Source organism: Verrucosispora sp. TAA-831, from assembly GCF_050780145.1.
GTDB lineage: Bacteria > Actinomycetota > Actinomycetes > Mycobacteriales > Micromonosporaceae > Micromonospora.
Map to the genome: position 1 here is coordinate 6,697,573 of NZ_CP192240.1, position 19,225 is coordinate 6,716,797.

The 19,225-nt window shown below is 70.7% G+C and carries 18 protein-coding genes; 13 read left to right on the plus strand and 5 right to left on the minus strand.

Annotated features, from left to right (window positions below; genetic code table 11):
• The first annotated feature begins 23 nt into the window (after positions 1 to 23).
• From ACQVFL_RS29795 to ACQVFL_RS29820, 6 genes are all read left to right on the plus strand, one after another.
• A complete protein-coding gene (locus ACQVFL_RS29795; protein WP_431728117.1) occupies positions 24 to 884 on the plus strand; it encodes an Fpg/Nei family DNA glycosylase in 861 nt (286 codons plus the stop codon).
• Between the two features lie 325 nt (positions 885 to 1,209).
• Entirely contained in the window at positions 1,210 to 2,721 is a 1,512-nt protein-coding gene (locus tag ACQVFL_RS29800) for a sugar transferase (RefSeq protein WP_431729911.1), read from the plus strand.
• Positions 2,722 to 2,760: 39 nt separating this feature from the next.
• Positions 2,761 to 3,987 (plus strand): sensor histidine kinase, encoded by a 1,227-nt coding sequence (locus ACQVFL_RS29805; protein WP_396697371.1) that lies wholly within the window; start codon positions 2,761 to 2,763, stop codon positions 3,985 to 3,987.
• Positions 3,984 to 4,763 carry a LytR/AlgR family response regulator transcription factor gene (locus ACQVFL_RS29810; protein WP_396697373.1) on the plus strand — a complete coding sequence of 260 codons (780 nt, stop codon included), beginning with the start codon at positions 3,984 to 3,986 and terminating at the stop codon, positions 4,761 to 4,763. Before ACQVFL_RS29805 ends, ACQVFL_RS29810 begins: the two co-directional genes overlap by 4 nt.
• Positions 4,764 to 4,950: 187 nt before the next feature.
• Positions 4,951 to 5,352 (plus strand): hypothetical protein, encoded by a 402-nt coding sequence (locus tag ACQVFL_RS29815; RefSeq protein ID WP_396697518.1) that lies wholly within the window; start codon positions 4,951 to 4,953, stop codon positions 5,350 to 5,352.
• A complete protein-coding gene (locus ACQVFL_RS29820) occupies positions 5,353 to 6,993 on the plus strand; it encodes a cation acetate symporter (RefSeq protein ID WP_396697375.1) in 1,641 nt (546 codons plus the stop codon).
• Between the two features lie 28 nt (positions 6,994 to 7,021).
• On the opposite strand, the gene ACQVFL_RS29825 is transcribed toward ACQVFL_RS29820, so the two are convergent.
• Positions 7,022 to 7,843: a hypothetical protein gene (locus tag ACQVFL_RS29825; RefSeq protein WP_431728118.1), complete on the minus strand. Its 822-nt coding sequence runs from the start codon at positions 7,841 to 7,843 to the stop codon at positions 7,022 to 7,024.
• Positions 7,836 to 8,336, minus strand: coding sequence for a SigE family RNA polymerase sigma factor (locus tag ACQVFL_RS29830; protein WP_431728119.1), 501 nt, complete (start codon positions 8,334 to 8,336; stop codon positions 7,836 to 7,838). Before ACQVFL_RS29830 ends, ACQVFL_RS29825 begins: the two co-directional genes overlap by 8 nt.
• A gap of 226 nt (positions 8,337 to 8,562) precedes the next feature.
• Between ACQVFL_RS29830 and ACQVFL_RS29835 the strand changes: the two genes are divergently transcribed.
• Positions 8,563 to 9,327: an ABC transporter ATP-binding protein gene (locus ACQVFL_RS29835; RefSeq protein ID WP_431728120.1), complete on the plus strand. Its 765-nt coding sequence runs from the start codon at positions 8,563 to 8,565 to the stop codon at positions 9,325 to 9,327.
• Positions 9,312 to 11,000: an ABC transporter permease gene (locus ACQVFL_RS29840; protein WP_431728121.1), complete on the plus strand. Its 1,689-nt coding sequence runs from the start codon at positions 9,312 to 9,314 to the stop codon at positions 10,998 to 11,000. Before ACQVFL_RS29835 ends, ACQVFL_RS29840 begins: the two co-directional genes overlap by 16 nt.
• Here ACQVFL_RS29840 and ACQVFL_RS29845 read toward each other — a convergent pair.
• The 3 genes from ACQVFL_RS29845 to ACQVFL_RS29855 form a co-directional block, all read right to left on the minus strand.
• The gene (locus ACQVFL_RS29845; protein WP_431728122.1) at positions 10,984 to 11,904 is read right to left on the minus strand and encodes an endonuclease domain-containing protein; all 921 of its coding nucleotides are present in this window, start codon (positions 11,902 to 11,904) and stop codon (positions 10,984 to 10,986) included. The genes ACQVFL_RS29840 and ACQVFL_RS29845 overlap by 17 nt on opposite strands.
• A gap of 301 nt (positions 11,905 to 12,205) precedes the next feature.
• Positions 12,206 to 12,412 (minus strand): DUF397 domain-containing protein, encoded by a 207-nt coding sequence (locus tag ACQVFL_RS29850; protein ID WP_431728123.1) that lies wholly within the window; start codon positions 12,410 to 12,412, stop codon positions 12,206 to 12,208.
• The gene (locus tag ACQVFL_RS29855; protein WP_431728124.1) at positions 12,409 to 13,209 is read right to left on the minus strand and encodes a helix-turn-helix domain-containing protein; all 801 of its coding nucleotides are present in this window, start codon (positions 13,207 to 13,209) and stop codon (positions 12,409 to 12,411) included. The genes ACQVFL_RS29850 and ACQVFL_RS29855 overlap by 4 nt, the downstream gene beginning before the upstream one ends.
• Positions 13,210 to 13,866: 657 nt before the next feature.
• Here ACQVFL_RS29855 and ACQVFL_RS29860 point away from each other — a divergent pair.
• From ACQVFL_RS29860 to ACQVFL_RS29880, 5 genes are all read left to right on the plus strand, one after another.
• Entirely contained in the window at positions 13,867 to 14,634 is a 768-nt protein-coding gene (locus ACQVFL_RS29860) for a flavin reductase family protein (RefSeq protein WP_431729912.1), read from the plus strand.
• A gap of 189 nt (positions 14,635 to 14,823) precedes the next feature.
• Positions 14,824 to 15,177 carry a DUF485 domain-containing protein gene (locus ACQVFL_RS29865; RefSeq protein WP_396697389.1) on the plus strand — a complete coding sequence of 118 codons (354 nt, stop codon included), beginning with the start codon at positions 14,824 to 14,826 and terminating at the stop codon, positions 15,175 to 15,177.
• 5 nt (positions 15,178 to 15,182) lie between these two features.
• Positions 15,183 to 16,850, plus strand: a complete 1,668-nt coding sequence (locus ACQVFL_RS29870) for a cation acetate symporter (protein WP_396697522.1) — start codon at positions 15,183 to 15,185, stop codon at positions 16,848 to 16,850.
• A 95-nt stretch (positions 16,851 to 16,945) separates the two neighbouring features.
• Positions 16,946 to 17,920: an NAD-dependent epimerase/dehydratase family protein gene (locus ACQVFL_RS29875; protein WP_431728125.1), complete on the plus strand. Its 975-nt coding sequence runs from the start codon at positions 16,946 to 16,948 to the stop codon at positions 17,918 to 17,920.
• A 69-nt stretch (positions 17,921 to 17,989) separates the two neighbouring features.
• Positions 17,990 to 19,210, plus strand: a complete 1,221-nt coding sequence (locus tag ACQVFL_RS29880; RefSeq protein WP_431728126.1) for an LCP family protein — start codon at positions 17,990 to 17,992, stop codon at positions 19,208 to 19,210.
• Positions 19,211 to 19,225: the final 15 nt, after the last annotated feature.

The following is a 19,225-nucleotide window of genomic DNA, read 5'->3' on the forward strand; positions in this document are numbered from 1 at the left end:
GCAAAGAAGGCTACCGTTGAGCTGTGCCCGAACTACCGGAGGTGGAGGCGCTCGCAGGCTACCTGCGGCAGCGCGCGGTGGGCCGGCGTGTCGACCGGCTGGAGGTCGCCGCGATCAGCGCCCTGAAGACGTACGATCCGGCGCCGAGCGCGGTCGTCGGTCGGACCGTGACCGACGCCCGACGGCACGGCAAGTTCCTCGACGTCGTCTTCGACGGCGGCCTACACCTGGTGGTCCATCTGGCGCGGGCGGGTTGGCTGCACTACCGGGAGGCGTTCGCCACGACCGTCCCGCTTCGTCCCGGGAAGGGGCCGATCGCCCTGCGGGTACGCCTCGACGACGGCTCCGGCTTCGACCTGACCGAGGCCGGTACGCAGAAGAAGCTCGCCGCCTATCTGGTCACCGACCCGCAGCAGGTGCCCGGGGTGGCCAAGCTCGGGCCGGACGCCGTCGCCGCCGACCTGAGCACCTTCGCCGAGGCGCTGCGCAGCCGCCGGGGGCAGCTCAAGGGCGTGCTCACCGACCAGTCCGTGCTGGCCGGGGTGGGCAACGCGTACTCGGACGAGATCCTGCACGCCGCGAAGCTGTCGCCGTTCGCGCTGACCGACAAGCTCAGCGACGACCAGATGGCCACGCTGCACGCGGCGACCCGCCGGGTGCTCGGTGACGCGGTGGCCCGCTCGCTGGGGCAGCGCGCCGCCGAACTCAAGGGCGAGAAGCGGTCCGGGCTGAAGGTGCACGCGCGCACCGGGCTGCCCTGCCCGGTCTGTGGGGACACCGTCCGGGAGGTCTCCTTCGCCGATTCGAGCCTCCAGTACTGCGCCACCTGCCAGACCGGCGGCAGGCTGCTGGCTGACCGACGGTTGTCCCGACTTGTACGGTGAGTGACGTTGCTCATCGACTACGGAGCGGAATCGGACGTGGGTGCCGAACCGCCGCTCGGACGCTCTACCCGGGCCACAATCCATCGGTATAGTGGCCCGGTCCCCGGCTTCCGGACGGCGCGAAGTCGGCCAGATCCCAGGCGAAAACGAGTCTGTCGCGCAATGTCCCCCGGGTCCGCGACGGACACGGATCCGCGTGGGAAGCTGGAACGGTGGGCGACGCGGGCCATCACGGCGAGTGAGCGGCACGCGTCATGCGGGAGGACATGGTGAGGTGACGACTAGCCTCCAGCGCCCGGTGACCAACGAAGGCCGGAGCAGACTCGTGCGGCACGTCGACAGCTTCGAGATCCAGCCGCCGAGCCCGCCCTCCACCAGCGGCGTACCGCGATCGGCGTGGGCACGGGCGCGGCGACGCGTCTCCCGCTGGCACCGGCCGTACACCGCGATCCTGCTGCTGCTCGACTTCGCCGCCGTCGCCTTCTCCAGCTACACCGCGATCCACAGCTTCGACCAGGCCACCGCCGGTTTCTACGACGCGCAGAACGACCCGACGTGGTTCTTCACCGTGGCCTTCCTGCTGTTGCCGCTGGGCTGGCTGGTGGTGCTGTGGTTCAACGGCGCCTACGACCGGCGCTGTCTCGGGCTCGGGCCGGACGAGTTCAAGCGGGTGATCCGCGCCGGGGTCACGGCCTGCGCCACGGTGTCCTTCCTCGCCTTCGCCACCAAGACCGACCTGTCCCGGTTCACCGTCGGCACCGCCCTGCTGATGGCCCTGCTGCTGATCCTGCTGGGCCGGATCCTGGCCCGCTTCGTGCTGCACGTGGTCCGGCGCAACATCCAGCAGGCGGCGCACCGGATGGTGCTGGTCGGCACGCTGCCGGACTGCCTGGAGGTCTACACCGCGGTCACCCGCAACCCGTCCGCCGGGCTGGTCCCGGTCGCCATCCACATCACCGACGGGTACGCGGCAGCCCGGGGCGTGCAGACTCCCGTGCCCGTGTACGCCGGCCGCGACGTACTGGCGCTGGTCCGCGAGGTCGGCGGCGACACCATCGCGGTCTGCGGCTCGGCCAGCTCCGAGCCGGGCGAGCTGCGCCGACTGGCCTGGCAGTTGGAGGGCTCCGGGGTCGACCTGGTGGTGGCCCCCCAGTTGACCGACATCGCCGGTCCCCGGGTGCACATCCGCCCGATCGAGGGCCTGCCGCTGCTGCACGTCGAGGAGCCGACTCTCTCCGGGCCCGCGCTGCTGGCCAAGAGCATGATGGACCGGGTCGGCGCCGGTCTCGGCCTGCTGATGCTGGTGCCGGTCTTCCTCGCCGTCGCCGTCGCGATCCGGATCTCCGACCCGGGTCCGGTCTTCTTCCGCCAGCCCCGGGTGGGGCACGAGGGACGTACGTTCCGGGTGTGGAAGTTCCGCACCATGTACGTCGACGCGGAGGACCGGCTGGCCAGCCTGACCGACCAGAACGAGACCGACGGCATGCTGTTCAAGATGAAGCAGGATCCGCGGGTCTTCCCGGTGGGCCGCTTCCTGCGCGCCTCCTCGCTCGACGAGCTGCCCCAGTTGATCAACGTGCTCAAGGGTGAGATGTCGCTGGTCGGGCCGCGCCCGCTGCCCGCCGACGACGGTGACTTCCTGGGCGACGTCCGACGCCGACTGCTGGTCCGTCCCGGGATGACCGGCCTGTGGCAGGTCTCCGGCCGTTCGGACCTGTCCTGGGACGAGGCCGTCCGGCTGGACCTCTACTACGTCGACAACTGGTCGCTGGCGTACGACCTGAGCATCCTGTGGCGCACGGTCGGCGTCGTGCTGGCGCGCAAGGGCGCGTACTGACTCTTGGCCCGGCGGCCGGAAACGACCAGGATCGTCGGCGTGGGTGGCAACCTCTCCGCCGTCGTCGGCGTCATCTCTCTGGTCGCCGTGCTGGCCGGGGCGCTGTACGCCGTCGGTCGGCTGCGCGGTCGCCGAGGCATCGCCACCCCCGGGCAGCGGGCCACCTACGAGGTGCTGCACACCGCCGGGCTGGCCGCCGAACCGCTGCGTGCCGGGCTGAATCCGGCCGGCGCGGCGAAGGCCGCCCGCCACCTGCGCACCCTGGTCGGGGCCGAGGGGCTGGCGTTGACCGACACGGACGACCTGCTCGCCCTGGACGGGCGGGGCGCACACCACGGTGACCAGCTACGCGCGGCGGCCCAGCGGGTGGTGGCGTCGGAGCGGTCGACGGTGCTCGGCGAGGCGGAGCTGTTCTGCGACCGCGTCGACTGCCCGGTCCGGGGTGCGGTGGTGGCCCCGCTGGCGGGCGCGGAGGGTCGGATCGCCGGTGCCCTGGTCGCCGTCACCGACGGGGTTCCCGCCCCCGGTCTGGTGCAGGCCACCCTGGAGACCGCGCACTGGGCGGGCAGCCAGCTCGCCCTCGCCGAGCTGGACTCGTCCCGGGAGCGGCTGGCCCGCGCCGAGGTACGGGCGCTGCGGGCCCAGATCAGCCCGCACTTCATCTACAACGCGCTGACCGCGATCGGCTCGTTCGTCCGCACCGACCCGGAGCGGGCCCGGGAGCTGATTCTGGAGTTCGCCGAGTTCACCCGCTACTCCTTCCGGGCGCACGGGGAGTTCACCACGTTGGCCGAGGAGCTGCGGTCGATCGACCGCTACCTGACCATCGAACGGGCCCGGTTCGGCGACCGGCTCCAGGTCCGGCTCCAGATCGCCCCCGAGGTGCTGCCGGTGACCCTGCCGTTCCTCTGCCTGCAACCACTGGTGGAGAACGCGGTCCGGCACGGCTTGTCGCGCAAGCCCGGCACGGGCATGGTGAGCATCGAGGCCCGGGACGCGGGAGCCGAGTGCCACATCACGGTGGAGGACGACGGAGTGGGGATGGATCCGGCCACGTTGACCGCCGGGATCGCCGAGCTGGCCGGTGCCACCGGCGACCCCGGCGACGACCCGGGCCAGCACGTCGGGCTCTCGAACGTCGACGAACGGCTCCGGTCGGTCTTCGGTGACGGCTTCGGCCTGGTCGTGGAGACGGGCCTGGGCTCGGGAACGAAGGTGAGCATGCGGGTACCCAAGTTCCATCCCGGCGTACGGGCGGGCTCGTGACCGGCAACGGCGGCCCGGCCGCTCCCGGTTTCCTGCGCGTCCTGGCGGTCGACGACGAACCGCCCGCGCTCGACGAGTTGGCGTACCACCTGCGCGCCGACCCCCGGGTGGCCCGACTGCACACGGCCGGTGACGCCACCGAGGCGCTGCGGGTGCTCCGCGACGGCGACATCGACGTGGTCTTCCTGGACATCCGGATGCCCGGCCTGGACGGCATGGAGCTGGCCCGGGTGCTGCGCCGGTTCGCCCGGCCACCGGCGATCGTCTTCGTCACCGCGTACGACGACGGCGCGGCCGACGCCTTCGACCTCGGCGCCACCGACTACGTCCGCAAGCCGGTCCGGTCCGAGCGCTTGTCCGAGGCGTTGCGCCGGGTGGTCGGTTCGCGGGTGGTGCCGTCGCACCCGGCCGCGCTGGCCCGCACCGAGGAGGACCCGACCATCCCGGTGGAGTTGGCCGGTAGCACCCGGATGCTGCCCCGCTCGGCGGTGCGGTGGGTGGAGGCGCAGGGCGACTATGCCCGGCTGCACACCGTGGACGGCGCCCACCTGGTCCGGGTGTCGCTGGCCACGCTCGCCGAACGCTGGGCCGACGCCGGTTTCGTCCGGATCCATCGGTCGTACCTGGTGCAGCTCCGGCTCATCGCCGAACTCCGGCTGGTCAACTCCGGGTACGTGGTGGTGGTCGACGGCACGGAGCTGTCGGTGAGTCGGCGACACATCCGGGAGTTGAAGGACAAGCTGGTCCGCGCCGCGAAGCAGGAGTGGAGCCGCTGACGGCGTGACCGCTGTCCACCGGGTTATCCACAGGCTGCGCCACTTATCCACAGGTTGTGCACAGCCCTCTTGACATTCCCGTCCGGCGGACGAGACTGCCGAGGTGGCCGCTGCCGACGATCCCGTCCCGGCGCCCGGGGCGGCGGCACGGCCCGGGGCGCAGCCCCGCCCCGCCGACTTTCCTCGGGTGCCGCCACAGGGCGGGCCCCCGACGCCCGAGGCGCCCACGCGTACCCGGGTGGTGCTGGCCGAGGTGTCGCAGCGGCAGCGCCCCGCCGCCGGTACGCACACCGAGCTCACCCAGCAGACCCGGGTCGGAGAAGCCCTGGTCCGGGGGCTGGTCCGCGCCCAGTTGGCGTTGGCGTTGCAACTGTCGGCGGTGGTGCTGGTCGGGCTGGGCGGGCTGCCGTTGCTGTTCGCCGTCGCGCCGTCGGTCGGGCGGATGACCGTGCTCGGCGTCAACCTGCCGTGGCTGCTGCTCGGCGCACTCTCCTTCCCGTTCCTGGTCGCGGTCGGGTGGACGTACGTGCGGCTGGCCGAACGCAACGAGCAGGACTTCACCGACCTGGTCCGGCGGCCGGAGCGCTGAATGGGCAACGACCTCGTCGTACCCGCGATCGTCGCGGTCACCCTGATCACCCTGGGGATCGGGTTCTACGGGCTGCGGCTGGCCCGGACCACCTCCGACTTCCTGGTCGCCTCGCGGGTGGTCAGCCCGACCTGGAACGCCGCCGCGATCGGCGGGGAGTACCTCTCGGCGGCGAGCTTCCTCGGCGTCGCCGGGCTGGTCCTCAAGTACGGCGTCGACGTGCTCTGGTACCCGGTCGGCTTCGCCGCCGGCTACCTGGCCCTGCTGCTGTTCGTGGCCGCACCGTTGCGCCGCTCCGGGGCGTTCACCCTGCCCGACTTCTGCGAGATGCGGCTCGGCTCCCGCCGGTTGCGCACCCTGGCCACCGTCTTCGTGATCTTCATCGGGTGGCTCTACCTGGTCCCGCAGTTGCAGGGTGCCGGGCTGACGCTGGCCACGTTGGCCGGGTCGCCGTACCCGGTGGGTGCCCTGGTGGTGGCCGCGGTGGTGACCGCGAACGTGGCGCTCGGCGGGATGCGTGCGGTCACCTTCGTGCAGGCGTTCCAGTACTGGCTCAAGCTGACCGCGCTCGCCGTACCCGCGATCTTCCTCGCCCTCCAGTGGCAGGCCGACGGGCGTCCGCCGGTGACCCCGCCCGACGGGCCGACGTTCCGGACCGCGACCACCGTCGTGGTCGAGCACCGTGCGGTGCTCACGCTGCCCGACGGCGCGACCCGGGAGGTACGCCCCGGCGACGAGTTGACCTTCGCAGCCGGTGAGCCGGTGCCGGCGGTCTCCGGGATGGCGACCGGATCCGCCGAATGGCTGCTGCCCAGCACCGCAGCCGACGACGACCGGGGGCTGTTCGCCACGTACTCGCTGATCCTGGCGACCTTCCTGGGCACCATGGGGTTACCGCACGTCCTCGTACGCTTCTATACGAATCCGGACGGGGCCGCCGCCCGCCGGACCACCCTGGTGGTGCTGGCGCTGGTCGGGGTCTTCTACCTGTTACCCACGATCTACGGCGTACTCGGCCGGATATACACCCCGCAACTGCTGGTCAGCGGGCAGACCGACGCGGTGGTGGTGCTGCTGCCCGAAGCGGCGCTCGGCGGCGGGGCCACCGGACGACTGCTGGCCGCACTGGTCGCCGCCGGTGCGTTCGCGGCCTTCCTGTCCACCTCGTCCGGCCTGCTCACCAGCGTCGCCGGGGTGATCTCCACGGACGTGCTCGGCCGTGGTTCGGTACGCGGCTTCCGGCTGGCCACGGTGATCGCGGGCGGGATCCCGACGGTGCTCGCGTTGAACGTCTCCGGGCTGGACGTCTCGCAGGTCGTCGGGCTGGCGTTCGCCGTCGCCGCATCCAGCTTCTGCCCGCTGCTGGTACTCGGCATCTGGTGGCGCGGGCTGACCGACGCGGGTGCCGCCGCCGGCATCCTGGTGGGCGGCGGCGCGGCGGTGTCGGCGGTGCTGGTCACCGTGCTCGGCCCACCGCTGTCCGGCTGGCCCGCCACCCTGACCGCCCAGCCCGCCGCCTGGACGGTGCCGCTGGCCTTCACCGTGATGGTCGCCGTCTCCCTCGCCACCCGCCGCCGTGCCCCGAACGACATCGCCCGCACCATGCTGCGCCTGCACGCCCCCGACGCCCTCCGGCGGTGACCCGGCGATCCGGGGCACCGCCGCAGGATCAGCAGGTGTCCGTCCCGGCGCAGAGCCGCCGGGCCGCCGCCCGCCCCAACTCGACGGCCGCCGCCGTGTCGGTGATCTCGTTGTGCCACACCTGCGTGACCAGATCCCCCTGACGGACGAAGACGTAGAAGAGGGCCGGACCGGCGTTGTGTTGCGCGCGGACCACCAGAGATTCCTCACCGGCGAATCCGGCGGCGACCACCCACATCGACACGTACTTGTCGCCGCACGATTCGACCCGGTCGAGCACCAGACTCTGGTAACGAAGCGCGTCATCGACCGCGAGACGAGCCACGCGCTGCATCACGAAATTGCTGCGGGGCTCGGGATCCCGCAGGTACCGGTCCCGTTCCGCCCGAGTGACCAGCCGCAACAGCGGGTGGTCCGGGTTCACGCACCGATCCGCGCTGTCCGTGAAGGCCCAGTCGTCGTTACCCTCGGAATCGTCCGCCTGGTAGCCGGCCGGCCCGTCATCTTCCTGGAGCATGGCGGCAGCGGGCACCGCCGGGTCGGCGGCACCGACCAGCGGGCGGCGGTTCCCGGTCGGAGAGGTCGGCACCGTCCGAAGCGGGCCAGCGCTCGGGCCGGTCGACTCCGTCGGCGCAGGACCCGCCGGTCCCATCGGGGCGGTCGCCTCCGGGCTGCCGGAGAGGACCACTGCGCCGGTGGCCACCACCGCCACGGCCACCGCCGCCGCGAGGACGGACATCATCCGGGTACGCCGGGCACGCTGCCGCCCCCGGTGCGTGACCTGGTCGATCGACGCCCAGGTCAGCCGCTCGGTGTCCCGTAGGAGGTCGGTGAAGAGCGGATCAGGCATTGCGGACCTCCTCGGGAAGATCGGTGTCGAGCATCGCGGCCAGCGCCCGACGACCTCGGGCAAGTCGCGCCTTGACCGTGCCTGCGGGCGCGCCAGTCTGGCTGGCGATCTCCGCGACGGAGAGATCCGCGAGATGGTGCAGCACGATCACCTGCCGCTGCTCGACGGAGAGCCGACGCAACGCGGCGACCAGGGCCACGGTGTTCTCCGAGGGCGGCGGGACCGGCGAGGCGCTCCCGTGACGGCGGTACGCCACCAGCCCGTTGCGCATCTTGCGCCACCGGTTGATCAACAGGCGGTGTCCGACGATGCGTACCCACGCCTCCGGGTCGGCGTACCCACTGATCCGGGACCATCGCTGCCAGGCACGGACGTACGCCTCCTGGGCTGCGTCCTGGGCCTCGGTCAGGTCGCCGCCGAGCGCGTAGAGGACCGTGACCACCCGATGCCTGCTGGCTCGATAGAACTCCTCGAACCCGTCGTCCCCGTCCAAATGGCCCTCCCCGTCCGGATCTGATTCATTCACCCGTCAGCAGGGCGTCCGGTTGCACACCTCGGAAAGGAAGGGCCCCCTATTAACGCCTGGGGTATAGGAGGGGTCCCCTGCTAACGTCCGTCGGCTTGCAGGGGCGACGGGAGCGACGTCCGCCTCGCGGATGAGTCGTGAATCGTCCTCCGGTCGGTCGGTGCGCTGGTCAGGACCGGATACGGTCGGGCTCATGACTGGTGAGCATCCGGCGCTGGCGCTGCGCGGCCTGGCGAAGAGGTTCGACAGCAAGATCGCGGTATCCGGCGTGGATCTGGACGTGCCGACCGGCTCGTTCTACGGCCTGCTCGGCCCGAACGGCGCGGGCAAGACCACCACCCTGTCGATGGCGGTCGGGCTGCTGCGACCCGACGCGGGGGGCGCCCAGGTGCTCGGGCACGACGTGTGGGCCGATCCGGTCACCGCGAAACGGCTGCTCGGGGTGATGCCGGACGGCGTACGCCTCTTCGACCGTCTCAGCGGCTCCGAGCTGCTGGCGTACCACGGTCTGCTGCGCGGCATGGACCCGTCGGTGGTCGACCAGCGGGCCGGGGAGTTGCTCGACGTGCTCGCCCTGGCCGACGCCGGTCGCACCCTGGTGGTGGACTACTCGGCCGGTATGAAGAAGAAGATCGGCCTGGCCTGCGCGCTGCTGCACGGGCCAAGACTGCTGGTGCTGGACGAGCCGTTCGAGGCGGTCGACCCCGTCTCGGCGGCGCTGATCCGCGACATCCTCCAGCGGTACGTCACCGGCGGCGGCACGGTGGTCTTCTCCAGTCACGTGATGGAGGTCGTGCAGCGGCTCTGCACCCACGTGGCGATCCTCGCCGAGGGCACCATCAAGCGGGTCGGCACGCTGGAGCAGGTGCGCGGCGAGCGCTCGCTGGAGGAGGTCTTCGTCGAGGTGGTCGGCGGGCGTACCGCCACCGGTCAGGAGCTGGCGTGGCTGTCTCAGTGACCGCCCCGGCGAAGCCGGTACGGACCGTCTCGGCCCGGCACTTCGTCCGGCTCAAGCTGCGGGTGATGCTCAACAACTTCCGTGGTCAGAGCTGGCGGGTCGCGCTGTTCCTGATCGGGTCGCTGTTCGGGCTCTGGATCGCGGTGGGCGCCTTCTTCGGCATGGCCGCCCCCGGGCTGGCCGGCGAGGGCAAGTACGCGCTGCTGATCGCCGCGCTCGCCGGCAGCCTCACCGTGCTCGGTTGGCTGCTGCTGCCGCTGGTCTTCTTCGGCGTCGACGAGACACTCGACCCGGCCCGATTCGCGCTGCTACCGCTGTCCCGCCGCACCCTGGTCAAGGGGCTGTTCGCGGCGGCGCTGGTGAGCGTACCGGCGATCGCCGCCCTGGTGGCGTTCTCCGGCCTGGTGGTCACCGCCGGTGTCTTCGGCGGCTGGTCCGCCGCCGTGGTGGCCGCGATCGGGGTCGTACTGGGGCTGCTCGTCTGCGTCGCCGGTGCGCGGGCGGTGACCAGCGCGTTCGCCACCATGCTCCGCTCCCGGCGGGTCCGTGACCTGGCCGCTGTCCTGCTGGCGGTGCTGGCCGCGATGCTCGGGCCGTTGCAGATCGCGGGTGTGGCCGCGCTCGGCGAGGTCGACTGGGACCGGTTCGTCCCGGTGGCGACCGTGCTCGGCTGGACCCCGCTGGGCGCGCCCTTCACGGCTGGCATCGACATGGCCCAGGGACGGGTCTGGGCCGCCCCGCTGAAGCTGGCGATCGCCGTGCTCACCATCCTCGCGCTGCTGGCGTGGTGGTCGCGGTCGCTGGAGTCGGCGATGGTGGGTGCAGCGAGCAGCGGACCGGCCCGTGCTCAGGCAGGGCCGACCGGTGGCGCGGTCACCCAGTTGTTCCCCCGCGTGGCGGGTTGGCTGCGTCGGGACCAGTTCGGCGCGTTGGTCGCCCGGGAGGCCCGCTACTGGTGGCGCGACGCCCGGCGGCGGGCCAACCTGATCACCATCGCGGTGGTCGGCCTCTTCGTGCCGGTCATGGTCAACTACGGCGCGCAGGGCTTCTCGTACGACAGCGACCAGGGCTTCACCGTCGGCGGCTCGTCGCCGGTACTGGTCAGCGTCTCCATGCTCTTCGTCGGGCTGCTCGCCGCGGTCACCCTGGCCAACCAGTTCGGGTTCGACGGCAGCGCCTACGCCGCCAACGTGGTGGCCGGCGTGCCCGGTCGGCAGGAACTGCTCGCCCGGATGACCGCCTTCTCGCTGTACGTACTGCCGATGCTGGCCGTGGTCGCGGTGGTGATCGCCCTCGTTCTCGGCGAGCCCGCGTGGATCGGGTTCATGGCCGGTGCACTGATCGCCACGTACGGCGTCGGGCTGGCCGTCAACTCGTTCATCTCGGTACTCGGCGCGTACTCGCTGCCGGAGACGAGCAACCCGTTCGCGATGAACAGCGGTGCCGGCGTGGCCAAGAGTCTGCTGACGCTGCTGTCGATGGTCGTCACCGCCGCGCTCGGCGTACCGATGGTGGTGGCCGCCGCGCTACTCGGCGACACCTGGCTCTGGCTCGGCCTGCCGCTCGGCGCGGCGTACGGCGTGGGTGCGGCGCTGCTCGGCGCGTACCTGGCCGGTGACGCCCTGGACCGCCGCCAGCCCGAACTGCTGGCCACCGTCACCCCGCGCCGCTGAACGACGGTGGGCGGTGCCCCTGGGAGCGAAGGGCGGCCCGGACCTCGCTGACGAAGCCCTCGAAGTCCTCACGGAGGCGCTTCGCGGTGAGGTGCAGGATGATCCAATCCCCGGTGACCAGTCGGTTGAGCCGTCTGCGGTCCGAGTGGAACTGCTCCGGGTCGGCATGCCAGAGCCCGTCGTACTCCACCGCGACCCGATAGTCCGGCCAGGCGAGATCGAGACGAGCGACGAAACGGCCCCGGTCCGACACGACCCACTGGGTACGGGGCCGGGGTAGCCCGGCCAGCACCAGCCGCACCCGGGTCCGTGATTCCTGGGGCGACTCGGCTCCGGCGTCCGCGAGATCGACGGCCCGGAGCATCGCCCGCCAGCCCCGGCGGCCAGCCCGAGCCAGGGCGTACCCGCGCAGCGCGGACACGTCGGTGAGTCTGCGCGACAGCAGCCCGTCGATGGCCACCACCGCTTCCACCAGGTCGAGCCAGAGTGCCAGGTCCCAGCAGGTACGCACGGGGGACGTGACTGACGTGCCCGCGCGATCGAGGACGTCCCCCGGGTCGATCGGCCCACGACGGACGCGCAGACCCGCAATGCTCCCGACGCGTACGTCAGGGGGCACGATGACGTCCACCGGGTCATCGGCGGCGACCCGGGCGCATCCGTAGAGTGCCGCAGCGGATCGACCGGCGATGGCCCCGGCCGGCGGGATCAGCCACCGGCTGACGGCGGCGCACCTGGTCCGGTGGGTGACGGACAGTTGGGCGTCCGCGTACACGTCTCGAAAGAGCGGACGCCAGGCGGAACTGCGGAGATCGTTGCGGGTGAGCAGGCCACTGGTGATCGCGTGGGACCCACGGAAGATGCGTCCCCGCAACTGCGGAGGCCGACGCGGCGATCTGGACATGCCATCGACGATTGCAGTCACCCCTTCCCGCGCGCTGCCCCTGTGGATAACGCGGCTCCCTGCCCGTGCCGCCGCCTGTCGGCGGCCCCGCACGGTCACGGGCGGCGCGCATGACCACGGCGGCGCGCACGCTCACGGGCGGCGCGCATGATCGTGCTCGATGCAGGATCGAGTGGTCTCGTCGTCGCACGATAACCACTCGATCCTGGATCGAGCGCGATCTTCGGAGTGGATCGCACGCCGTGCGCGACCGGTGCGTGGGGTGTGGCGCGGGGTGTGGCGCACGCCCCGGCAGGGGTCGTCAGCGGGCGGTGGGGGTTGATGCCTCGCGGGCGAGGTCGAGGAAGGATCGCCAGGCGGTCGGCGCGAAGGTGAGCGACGGGCCGGAACGATCCTTGCTGTCCCGCACCAGCACCACTCCCGGCAGGTTGTCCGCCACCTCGACACAGTTGCCGCCGGAGTCGGTCGAGCGACTCGACACGCGCCAGCGGGGTTCGGCAGCGTTCATGGCGTCACCTTCAGCTTCCGGATCAGATCCAGCGAGGCGCTCGTGGACAATGCTTCGCCGAGCAGGCTATCCCACTTCCGGTCCATCAAGCGGACCATCTCGGGGTCGTTGACCACGTGCCCGCGAGCGGCGTTCTCCAGATAAATCGCCTGCTCACGGTCGGGAAGTTCGACCAGCACGAATCCACCGCCAAGGCCCACATGCGCACCGACGCTATGCGGGACGATGTGCAATCGGACGTGCGGCAATTGCGCCTCCGCCAACAGCCGGCCGAGCTGTGCATCGAGCACCGGTGGACCGCCGACCGGCCGCCGCACGGCCGTCTCGTCGAGCAGGAAGACGCATAGCGGTGGATCTTCCTGCCGCAGCAGTTGCTCATGCATGAGCTGTTGCCGTTCCATTCGGACGGACACGAGCTCGTCCACCATCGCTGGTGGTTGTAGCCCTCCGGCCGAGATGACGGCTCGGGCGTACTCCTCGGTCTGGAGCAGACCGGGCACCAGACAGGGCTCGAAGGCGCGCAGCCTGGTGGCCTCCTGCTCGTAGCCGCGCCACGCCGCGAACCAGGAGGGGCCGCGTTCCCGGTCGGCCTCCTTGAGTAGTTCGGCGAGCAGACCGCCGGTCTGTAGCGCCTCGTCGGAGGCGACGGCGAATTCCATCGTCGGTCGGCGGCGGCCCGTCTCGATGGCGGCGATCAGCGACGGGCTCCACTTGATCAGGGTGGCAAGACCCTCTTGGGACACACCGGCGGCGGCACGGGCGGCCTTCAACGCCCTGATCCACATCTCGAAGTTCATCACTCACCCATCCGGTAAGTACGCGAACGCGCCGAGTAGTAACCGCTGGCATCCTCCCCTGCGGAGATTGCGGAGTCCAGGGTGAAATCGCGCGGCCCGGCCGGTGGAGGCGACGACCCGGCGGCCGGTCCTGCGTCGGGTCGCCCCGGTCATTCTCCCGGCCGGGGCGACCCCCGAATAGGAGGCCACCCATGTACAACGTGTTCCGCTGGTGTCGGCAGGTCGTGCTGCGGGCGTACCGCCGCTCGTCGCCTTCCACGGCGGGCCGGGGCACCGTGCCGCCGCGCGGTGCCGCGCCGCTGGCCCACCTACGTGCGCGCATCCGAGCCGGCGGCCCGCTCGCCCCTGGAGCGACGCCGCCTGCGACGTCCGGGATCAGCCCACACACTCGGCCCTCGACCCGCGAGACACGCCCGGGCACAGGTCGACCGACACCCGAGCCGCGCCCGTACGTCAGTCCGTCGACGCCAGCACGTCCGACGACTCAGCTCCCGAGCTGGGCTTACTGGCCGACTGTCGCGGAGGCCCCGCTCACTCTCGCGCAGAGTTGGCGGGCGAACGGGGGTCGGTGGTGACCGGGGCATCTGCCGCGTCGGGGGCATCGACCCGGCCTCGACGGTCGGTTCGGCCATGAGCCGCTTCGTGCCGCACGTGCCGATGCGACCACTCTGGCGCTGCCGATCCTGTGGAGCGCACTGGCCCTGCCAGCCGGCCCGACTCTCGTTGCTGGTCGAGTACCGCGAGGATCGGACCGCGCTCCTGGTGTACCTCGGACTGCTGATGACGGAGGCCCACGCCCAGCTCAGCCAGCTCAACGGACAGCTTGCCCCCAGAAGCCTGCACGACCGGTTCCTCACCTGGGCACGCGCACGCGGGCCGGACGGGCGGGTCACAATGTTTCACGTGAATCATCAGCCGGGTGCCCGGATCCACCACACCGATCCGTTCGCCGTGCCAGCGGGCGAGCGGTCGCCCGTACGCCGCTTCCGGGGTCGGCTGGCCGCGCCCGTGACGCTCTGGACCGCACCCGGACCGGCCGGGTTGACCGTCTCGTCCACGCTGGTGGCCGAGGGTGAGCCGGGCCGACTACTCGGCCTGATCGACGCCGAGTCCGACCTGTGGGCGGAGATCGAGGAGGCCGGCCGGTTCGCGGTGACGCCGCTCGGCCCGCCGCACCGGCAGCTCGCGGACCGGTTCGCCGGCCTCTTCCCGTCACCCGGCGGCCTGTTCGCCACCGGCGACTGGACCGAGACGCCCTACGGGCCGGTGCCCGCCGACGCAGGCGGGTGGGCGGGGTGCCGGCTCGACAGCGCCCGGGAGTACGGCTGGAGCCTGCTCATCGAGGCGACGGTCGAGGAGGTGGAACTCGGTGACGAGATGGCGCCGCTACTCCACCATCGGGGTCGCTACCGCGAACTGAGCTGATCGCAGCCGACGGACGAACCTGGACGGATCTCACCTACCGCTCAACGGAGTGAGCTGGGTCACTCGGCGCAGCGATGCTGCCGTTCGGCGCAACCGTCGACCGGCACCGATCTCAGCCTTTTCCGGCGGGGAGTGCGCTTCTTACCGTGCGCGAAACTCCTGACGCCTGTGAAGGTGGTGATCCACAAGATGTCCACGGACACACCCGCGACCGCGCCGACCGATTCGACGCCCGAGCGGTACCTCGCGGTCCAACGGTCGGACGAATTCGCCGGACTGCGCCGCGCGCTGCGCGGATTCGTCTTCCCGATGACCATCGCGTTCTTCCTGTGGTACTCGCTCTACGTGATCCTCTCGGCGTACGCGCGAGACTTCATGGGCACGCGCCTGTTCGGCAGCAACATCAACGTGGCGCTGGTCTTCGGCCTGCTCCAATTCGTCTCCACCTTCCTCATCGCCTGGCTCTACAGCCGGTACGCCGACCGGAGGATCGACCCGGTGGCCGACAAGATCCGTCACGAGTTGACCGGAGGTGAGTCGTGACCACGATGATCCTCGCGGTCGAGGCGGGCAACACGACGGCCCGGAACCTGACCATCGTGCTCTTCCTGACCTTCGTGGCCGCCACCCTGGGCATCACGATCTGGGCCAGTCGGCAGACCAAGACCGCCACCGACTTCTACGCGGGTGGCCGGTCGTTCTCCGGCTTCCAGAACGGCATGGCGATCGGCGGCGACTACATGTCCGCCGCGTCGTTCCTGGGCATCGCCGGCATCATCGCCCTCTACGGCTACGACGGCTTCCTCTATTCGATCGGCTTCCTGGTGGCCTGGCTGGTGGCGCTGCTGCTGGTCGCGGAGCTGCTGCGGAACTCCGGCCGGTACACGATGGCGGACGTGCTGGCCTTCCGGATGCGGCAGCGTCCGGTGCGTACCGCGGCGGCGGTCTCCACCATCACCGTGTCGATCTTCTATCTGCTGGCCCAGATGGTCGGCGCGGGTGCCCTGGTGGCGCTGCTGCTCGGCATCCGCCCCGGCACCACGTTCCTGGGCATGGACGCCAGCACCGCGAAGGTGGCGACCATCATCCTGGTCGGCGCGCTCATGATCATCTACGTCACCGTGGGCGGCATGAAGGGCACCACCTACGTACAGATCGTCAAGGCGTTCCTGCTGATGGGCGGCGCGCTGCTGATGACCCTGCTGGTGCTGGCGAAGTACAAGTTCAACCTGTCCTCGCTGCTGGGTGACGCGGCGGCGAGTTCCGGCCAGGGCTCCGCGTTCCTGGAACCCGGGCTGCGGTACGGCGTCGAAGTGGCCGGCAACGCGACACAGACCTTCTACAACAAGGCCGACCTGCTCTCCCTCGGCATCGCCCTGGTGCTCGGTACCGCCGGTCTGCCGCACATCCTGATCCGTTTCTACACCGTGCCGACGGCGAAGGCGGCCCGCAAGAGCGTGCTCTGGGCGATCGGCATCATCGGCTCGTTCTATCTGCTCACCCTGGCCCTCGGCTTCGGTGCGGCGGCGATGGTCGGCGGTGCGGCCATCCGGGAACAGGACGCGGCCGGCAACACCGCCGCACCACAGCTCGCCGAGGTGCTCGGCATCGAGTTCTTCGGTGGCGATCTGGGCGGCGCGGCGATGCTGGCGATCATCGCGGCGGTCGCCTTCGCCACCATCCTCGCGGTGGTCGCCGGATTGACCCTGGCGTCGTCGTCCAGCCTGGCGCACGACTTCTACGCCAACGTCATCAAGCGCGGCAACACCTCGGAGCGGCAGGAGGTACGCGTCGCCCGGATCTCCGCATTGGTGATCGGTGCGGTCGCCATCGCCCTGTCGATCTTCGCGCAGAACCTGAACGTGGCGTTCCTGGTGGCACTGGCCTTCGCGGTCGCCGCCTCCGGCAACCTGCCGGCAATCCTCTACAGCCTGTTCTGGAAGCGGTTCAACACCTCGGGCGCGGTGTGGGCGATCTACGGCGGTCTGCTGGCGGCCGTACTGCTGGTGTTCTTCTCGCCGGTGGTCTCCGGAGCACCGACGGCGATGTTCCCGGACCACGACTGGCAGTGGTTCCCGCTGTCCAACCCGGGCATCCTGTCCATCCCGTTCGGCTTCCTCTGCGGCTGGATCGGCACCCTCGTCTCCAAGGAGAGCGACGAGGACAAGTACGCCGAACTGGAGGTGCGTTCGCTGACCGGCGCCGGCGCGCACTGACGACCCACCGGCGGGCAGCGCCCGCCGAGTGTCAGTAGGGGTCCCCTGTAAGACGCGAGGCGTTAGCAGGGGACCCCTCCTTTACTCTGGTCGGCGTGAAGGTTGAGCAGCGTTTTGGTCCCGGTCACCGCATCCTGGTCACCGGTGGTGCCGGTTTCGTCCCGTCGCACCTGGTGGATTCCCTGATCGGTCGCGGGTGCACGGTGGTCGCACTGGACAACTTCGTCACCGGATCGAAGGAGAACGTCGCCCATCTGCTCGACGAACCGTCCTTCACTTTGGTGGAGGCGGACGTCTCCGACGGGCTGCCGGATCATCCCGCGCTGACCGGGCGGTTCGACGCGATCCTGCACATGGCGTCCCCGGCGAGCCCCACGGACTTCGAGAAGCTGCCGGTGGAGATCCTGCGGGTGGGCTCGGTGGCCACCCTGCACCTGCTGGAGCGGGCTGCCGCCGATGGTGCCCGGTTCCTGCTGGCCTCGACCTCCGAGGCGTACGGCGACCCGAAGGAGCACCCGCAGCGGGAGACGTACTGGGGCAACGTCAACCCGATCGGCATCCGCAGCGTGTACGACGAGGCCAAGCGCTTCTCCGAGGCCGCGACGATGGCGTACCGGCGCAGCCGGGGCGTGGACACCGCGATCGTGCGGATCTTCAACACGTACGGCCCGAGGATGCGGCCGGACGACGGGCGGGCCATCCCGACCTTCGTCTCCCAGGCGCTGCGCGGCGAGGCGATCACCGTGCACGGCACCGGCAACCAGACCCGCTCGATCTGCTACGTGGCGGATCTCGTCCGGGGCATCCTGCTGCTGCTCGACTCGACCGAGAGCGGGCCGGTCAACTGCGGCACCGAGCACGAGATGAGCATGCGGCAACTGGCCGAGACGATCGTGTCGCTCTGTGAGAGCAAGTCCGAGGTGACCTACGTCACGCGCAGTGCCGATGACCCGGAGATGCGCCGTCCCGATCTGACCCTCGCCCGTGAGTTGCTCGGGTACGAGCCGTCCGTCGCGCCCGAAGTGGGCCTGCGACGCACGATCGAGTACTTCCGCGAGCGGATCGGGTAGCACCGGCACCCGACACCGGCCGGGTTTCACAGCGGGCGACAGTGGCGGGGCCTGCGTACCCTGAGTTACATGTCAGCCACCAACTCCGCCGCACTGCCGGCCCTCCACCTGCACCGCAGCGCCGGGCGCGCGGCGGTACCGGCCGGTTCGGGCCGGGGCGGACGCGCTGCCCGAGCGAACGAGACGAGCCTGTTCTCGGCGTACGACGAGGCACCCGGTGGGCCGGGCGGTCCGCGAGGTCCGGTGGGGCCGGGCGGACCCGGTGGCCCACCGCCGCCGCGTGGCCGCCGCCCACGGTGGGGCCGGATCGCCCTGCTGACCGGTGTCGTGGTGCTGGTGCTGGCGCTACTCGGCGGCGTCGGCGCCTGGTTCTACGCCCGCAGCCTGGACAACAACCTGGCCCGCACCGACCCGTTCTCGGAGATCACCGGCGGTCGGCCGGCGAAGGCGGTGGACGGCGCGCTCAACATCCTCATGGTGGGCACCGACTCGCGGGATCCGGACGCACCGATGGACCAGGCCGGTGAGTGGCGCGCCGACACGATCATCGTCATGCACATCCCCGCCGACCACCAGGAGGCGTACCTCGTCTCCATCCCCCGCGACCTGTACGTGCCCATCCCGGAGAGCGCCGGTGCCGACTGCGACTCCGGTCAGCGCCGCAAGATCAATGCGGCGTTCGCGTTCGGTGGCCTGCCACTGGCGGTACGCACCGTCGAGTGCTTCACCGACGTGCACATCGACCACGTGATGGCGATCGACTTCGGCGGCTTCAAGCAGGTCACCGACGCGCTCGGCGGCGTCGAGCTGGAGGTCGAGCGGAGCATCACCTCGATCCACAAGCCGTACCGGAAGTTCACCAAGGGCACCAACCAGATGAACGGCACCGAGGCGCTGGACTGGATCCGGCAGCGGAAGCAGTTCCCGGACGGCGACTTCGCCCGGATGCGTCACCAGCAGGAGTTCCTGCGGGCGCTGATGGACAAGGCGGCGAGCAGCGGCACGCTGACCAATCCGAAGAAGCTCAACGCCTTCCTCCGGTCGGTGACCGACGCGGTCACGGTCGACCAGGGCTTCTCCTTGACCGACATGGCGGTGCAGTTCCGCAACCTGCGCGGCGAGAATCTGACCTTCGTCACCAGCCCGCACCTGGGCAGTCAGAACGTCAACGGCGAGTCGGTGGTCGTCTCCGACCGGGAGAACGCCCTGGCCATGTACCGCGCGATGTCCGGCGACACGATGGCCGACTGGGTCAAGGTCAACAAGGAGTCGCGGGCCGGTAACGGTTGATCACGTTCGCACCCG

Bases quoted from the DNA above. Each gene is read 5' to 3' on its own strand.
- ACQVFL_RS29850 (WP_431728123.1), bottom strand. From the start codon at position 12,412: ATGAACGCTGCCGAACCCCGCTGGCGCGTGTCGAGTCGCTCGACCGAC.
- ACQVFL_RS29845 (WP_431728122.1), bottom strand. From the start codon at position 11,904: ATGTCCAGATCGCCGCGTCGGCCTCCGCAGTTGCGGGGACGCATCTTC.
- ACQVFL_RS29825 (WP_431728118.1), bottom strand. From the start codon at position 7,843: ATGCCTGATCCGCTCTTCACCGACCTCCTACGGGACACCGAGCGGCTG.
- ACQVFL_RS29870 (WP_396697522.1), top strand. From the start codon at position 15,183: ATGATCCTCGCGGTCGAGGCGGGCAACACGACGGCCCGGAACCTGACC.
- ACQVFL_RS29835 (WP_431728120.1), top strand. From the start codon at position 8,563: ATGACTGGTGAGCATCCGGCGCTGGCGCTGCGCGGCCTGGCGAAGAGG.
- ACQVFL_RS29880 (WP_431728126.1), top strand. From the start codon at position 17,990: ATGTCAGCCACCAACTCCGCCGCACTGCCGGCCCTCCACCTGCACCGC.
- ACQVFL_RS29855 (WP_431728124.1), bottom strand. From the start codon at position 13,209: ATGAACTTCGAGATGTGGATCAGGGCGTTGAAGGCCGCCCGTGCCGCC.
- ACQVFL_RS29820 (WP_396697375.1), top strand. From the start codon at position 5,353: ATGGGCAACGACCTCGTCGTACCCGCGATCGTCGCGGTCACCCTGATC.
- ACQVFL_RS29860 (WP_431729912.1), top strand. From the start codon at position 13,867: ATGCGACCACTCTGGCGCTGCCGATCCTGTGGAGCGCACTGGCCCTGC.
- ACQVFL_RS29865 (WP_396697389.1), top strand. From the start codon at position 14,824: ATGTCCACGGACACACCCGCGACCGCGCCGACCGATTCGACGCCCGAG.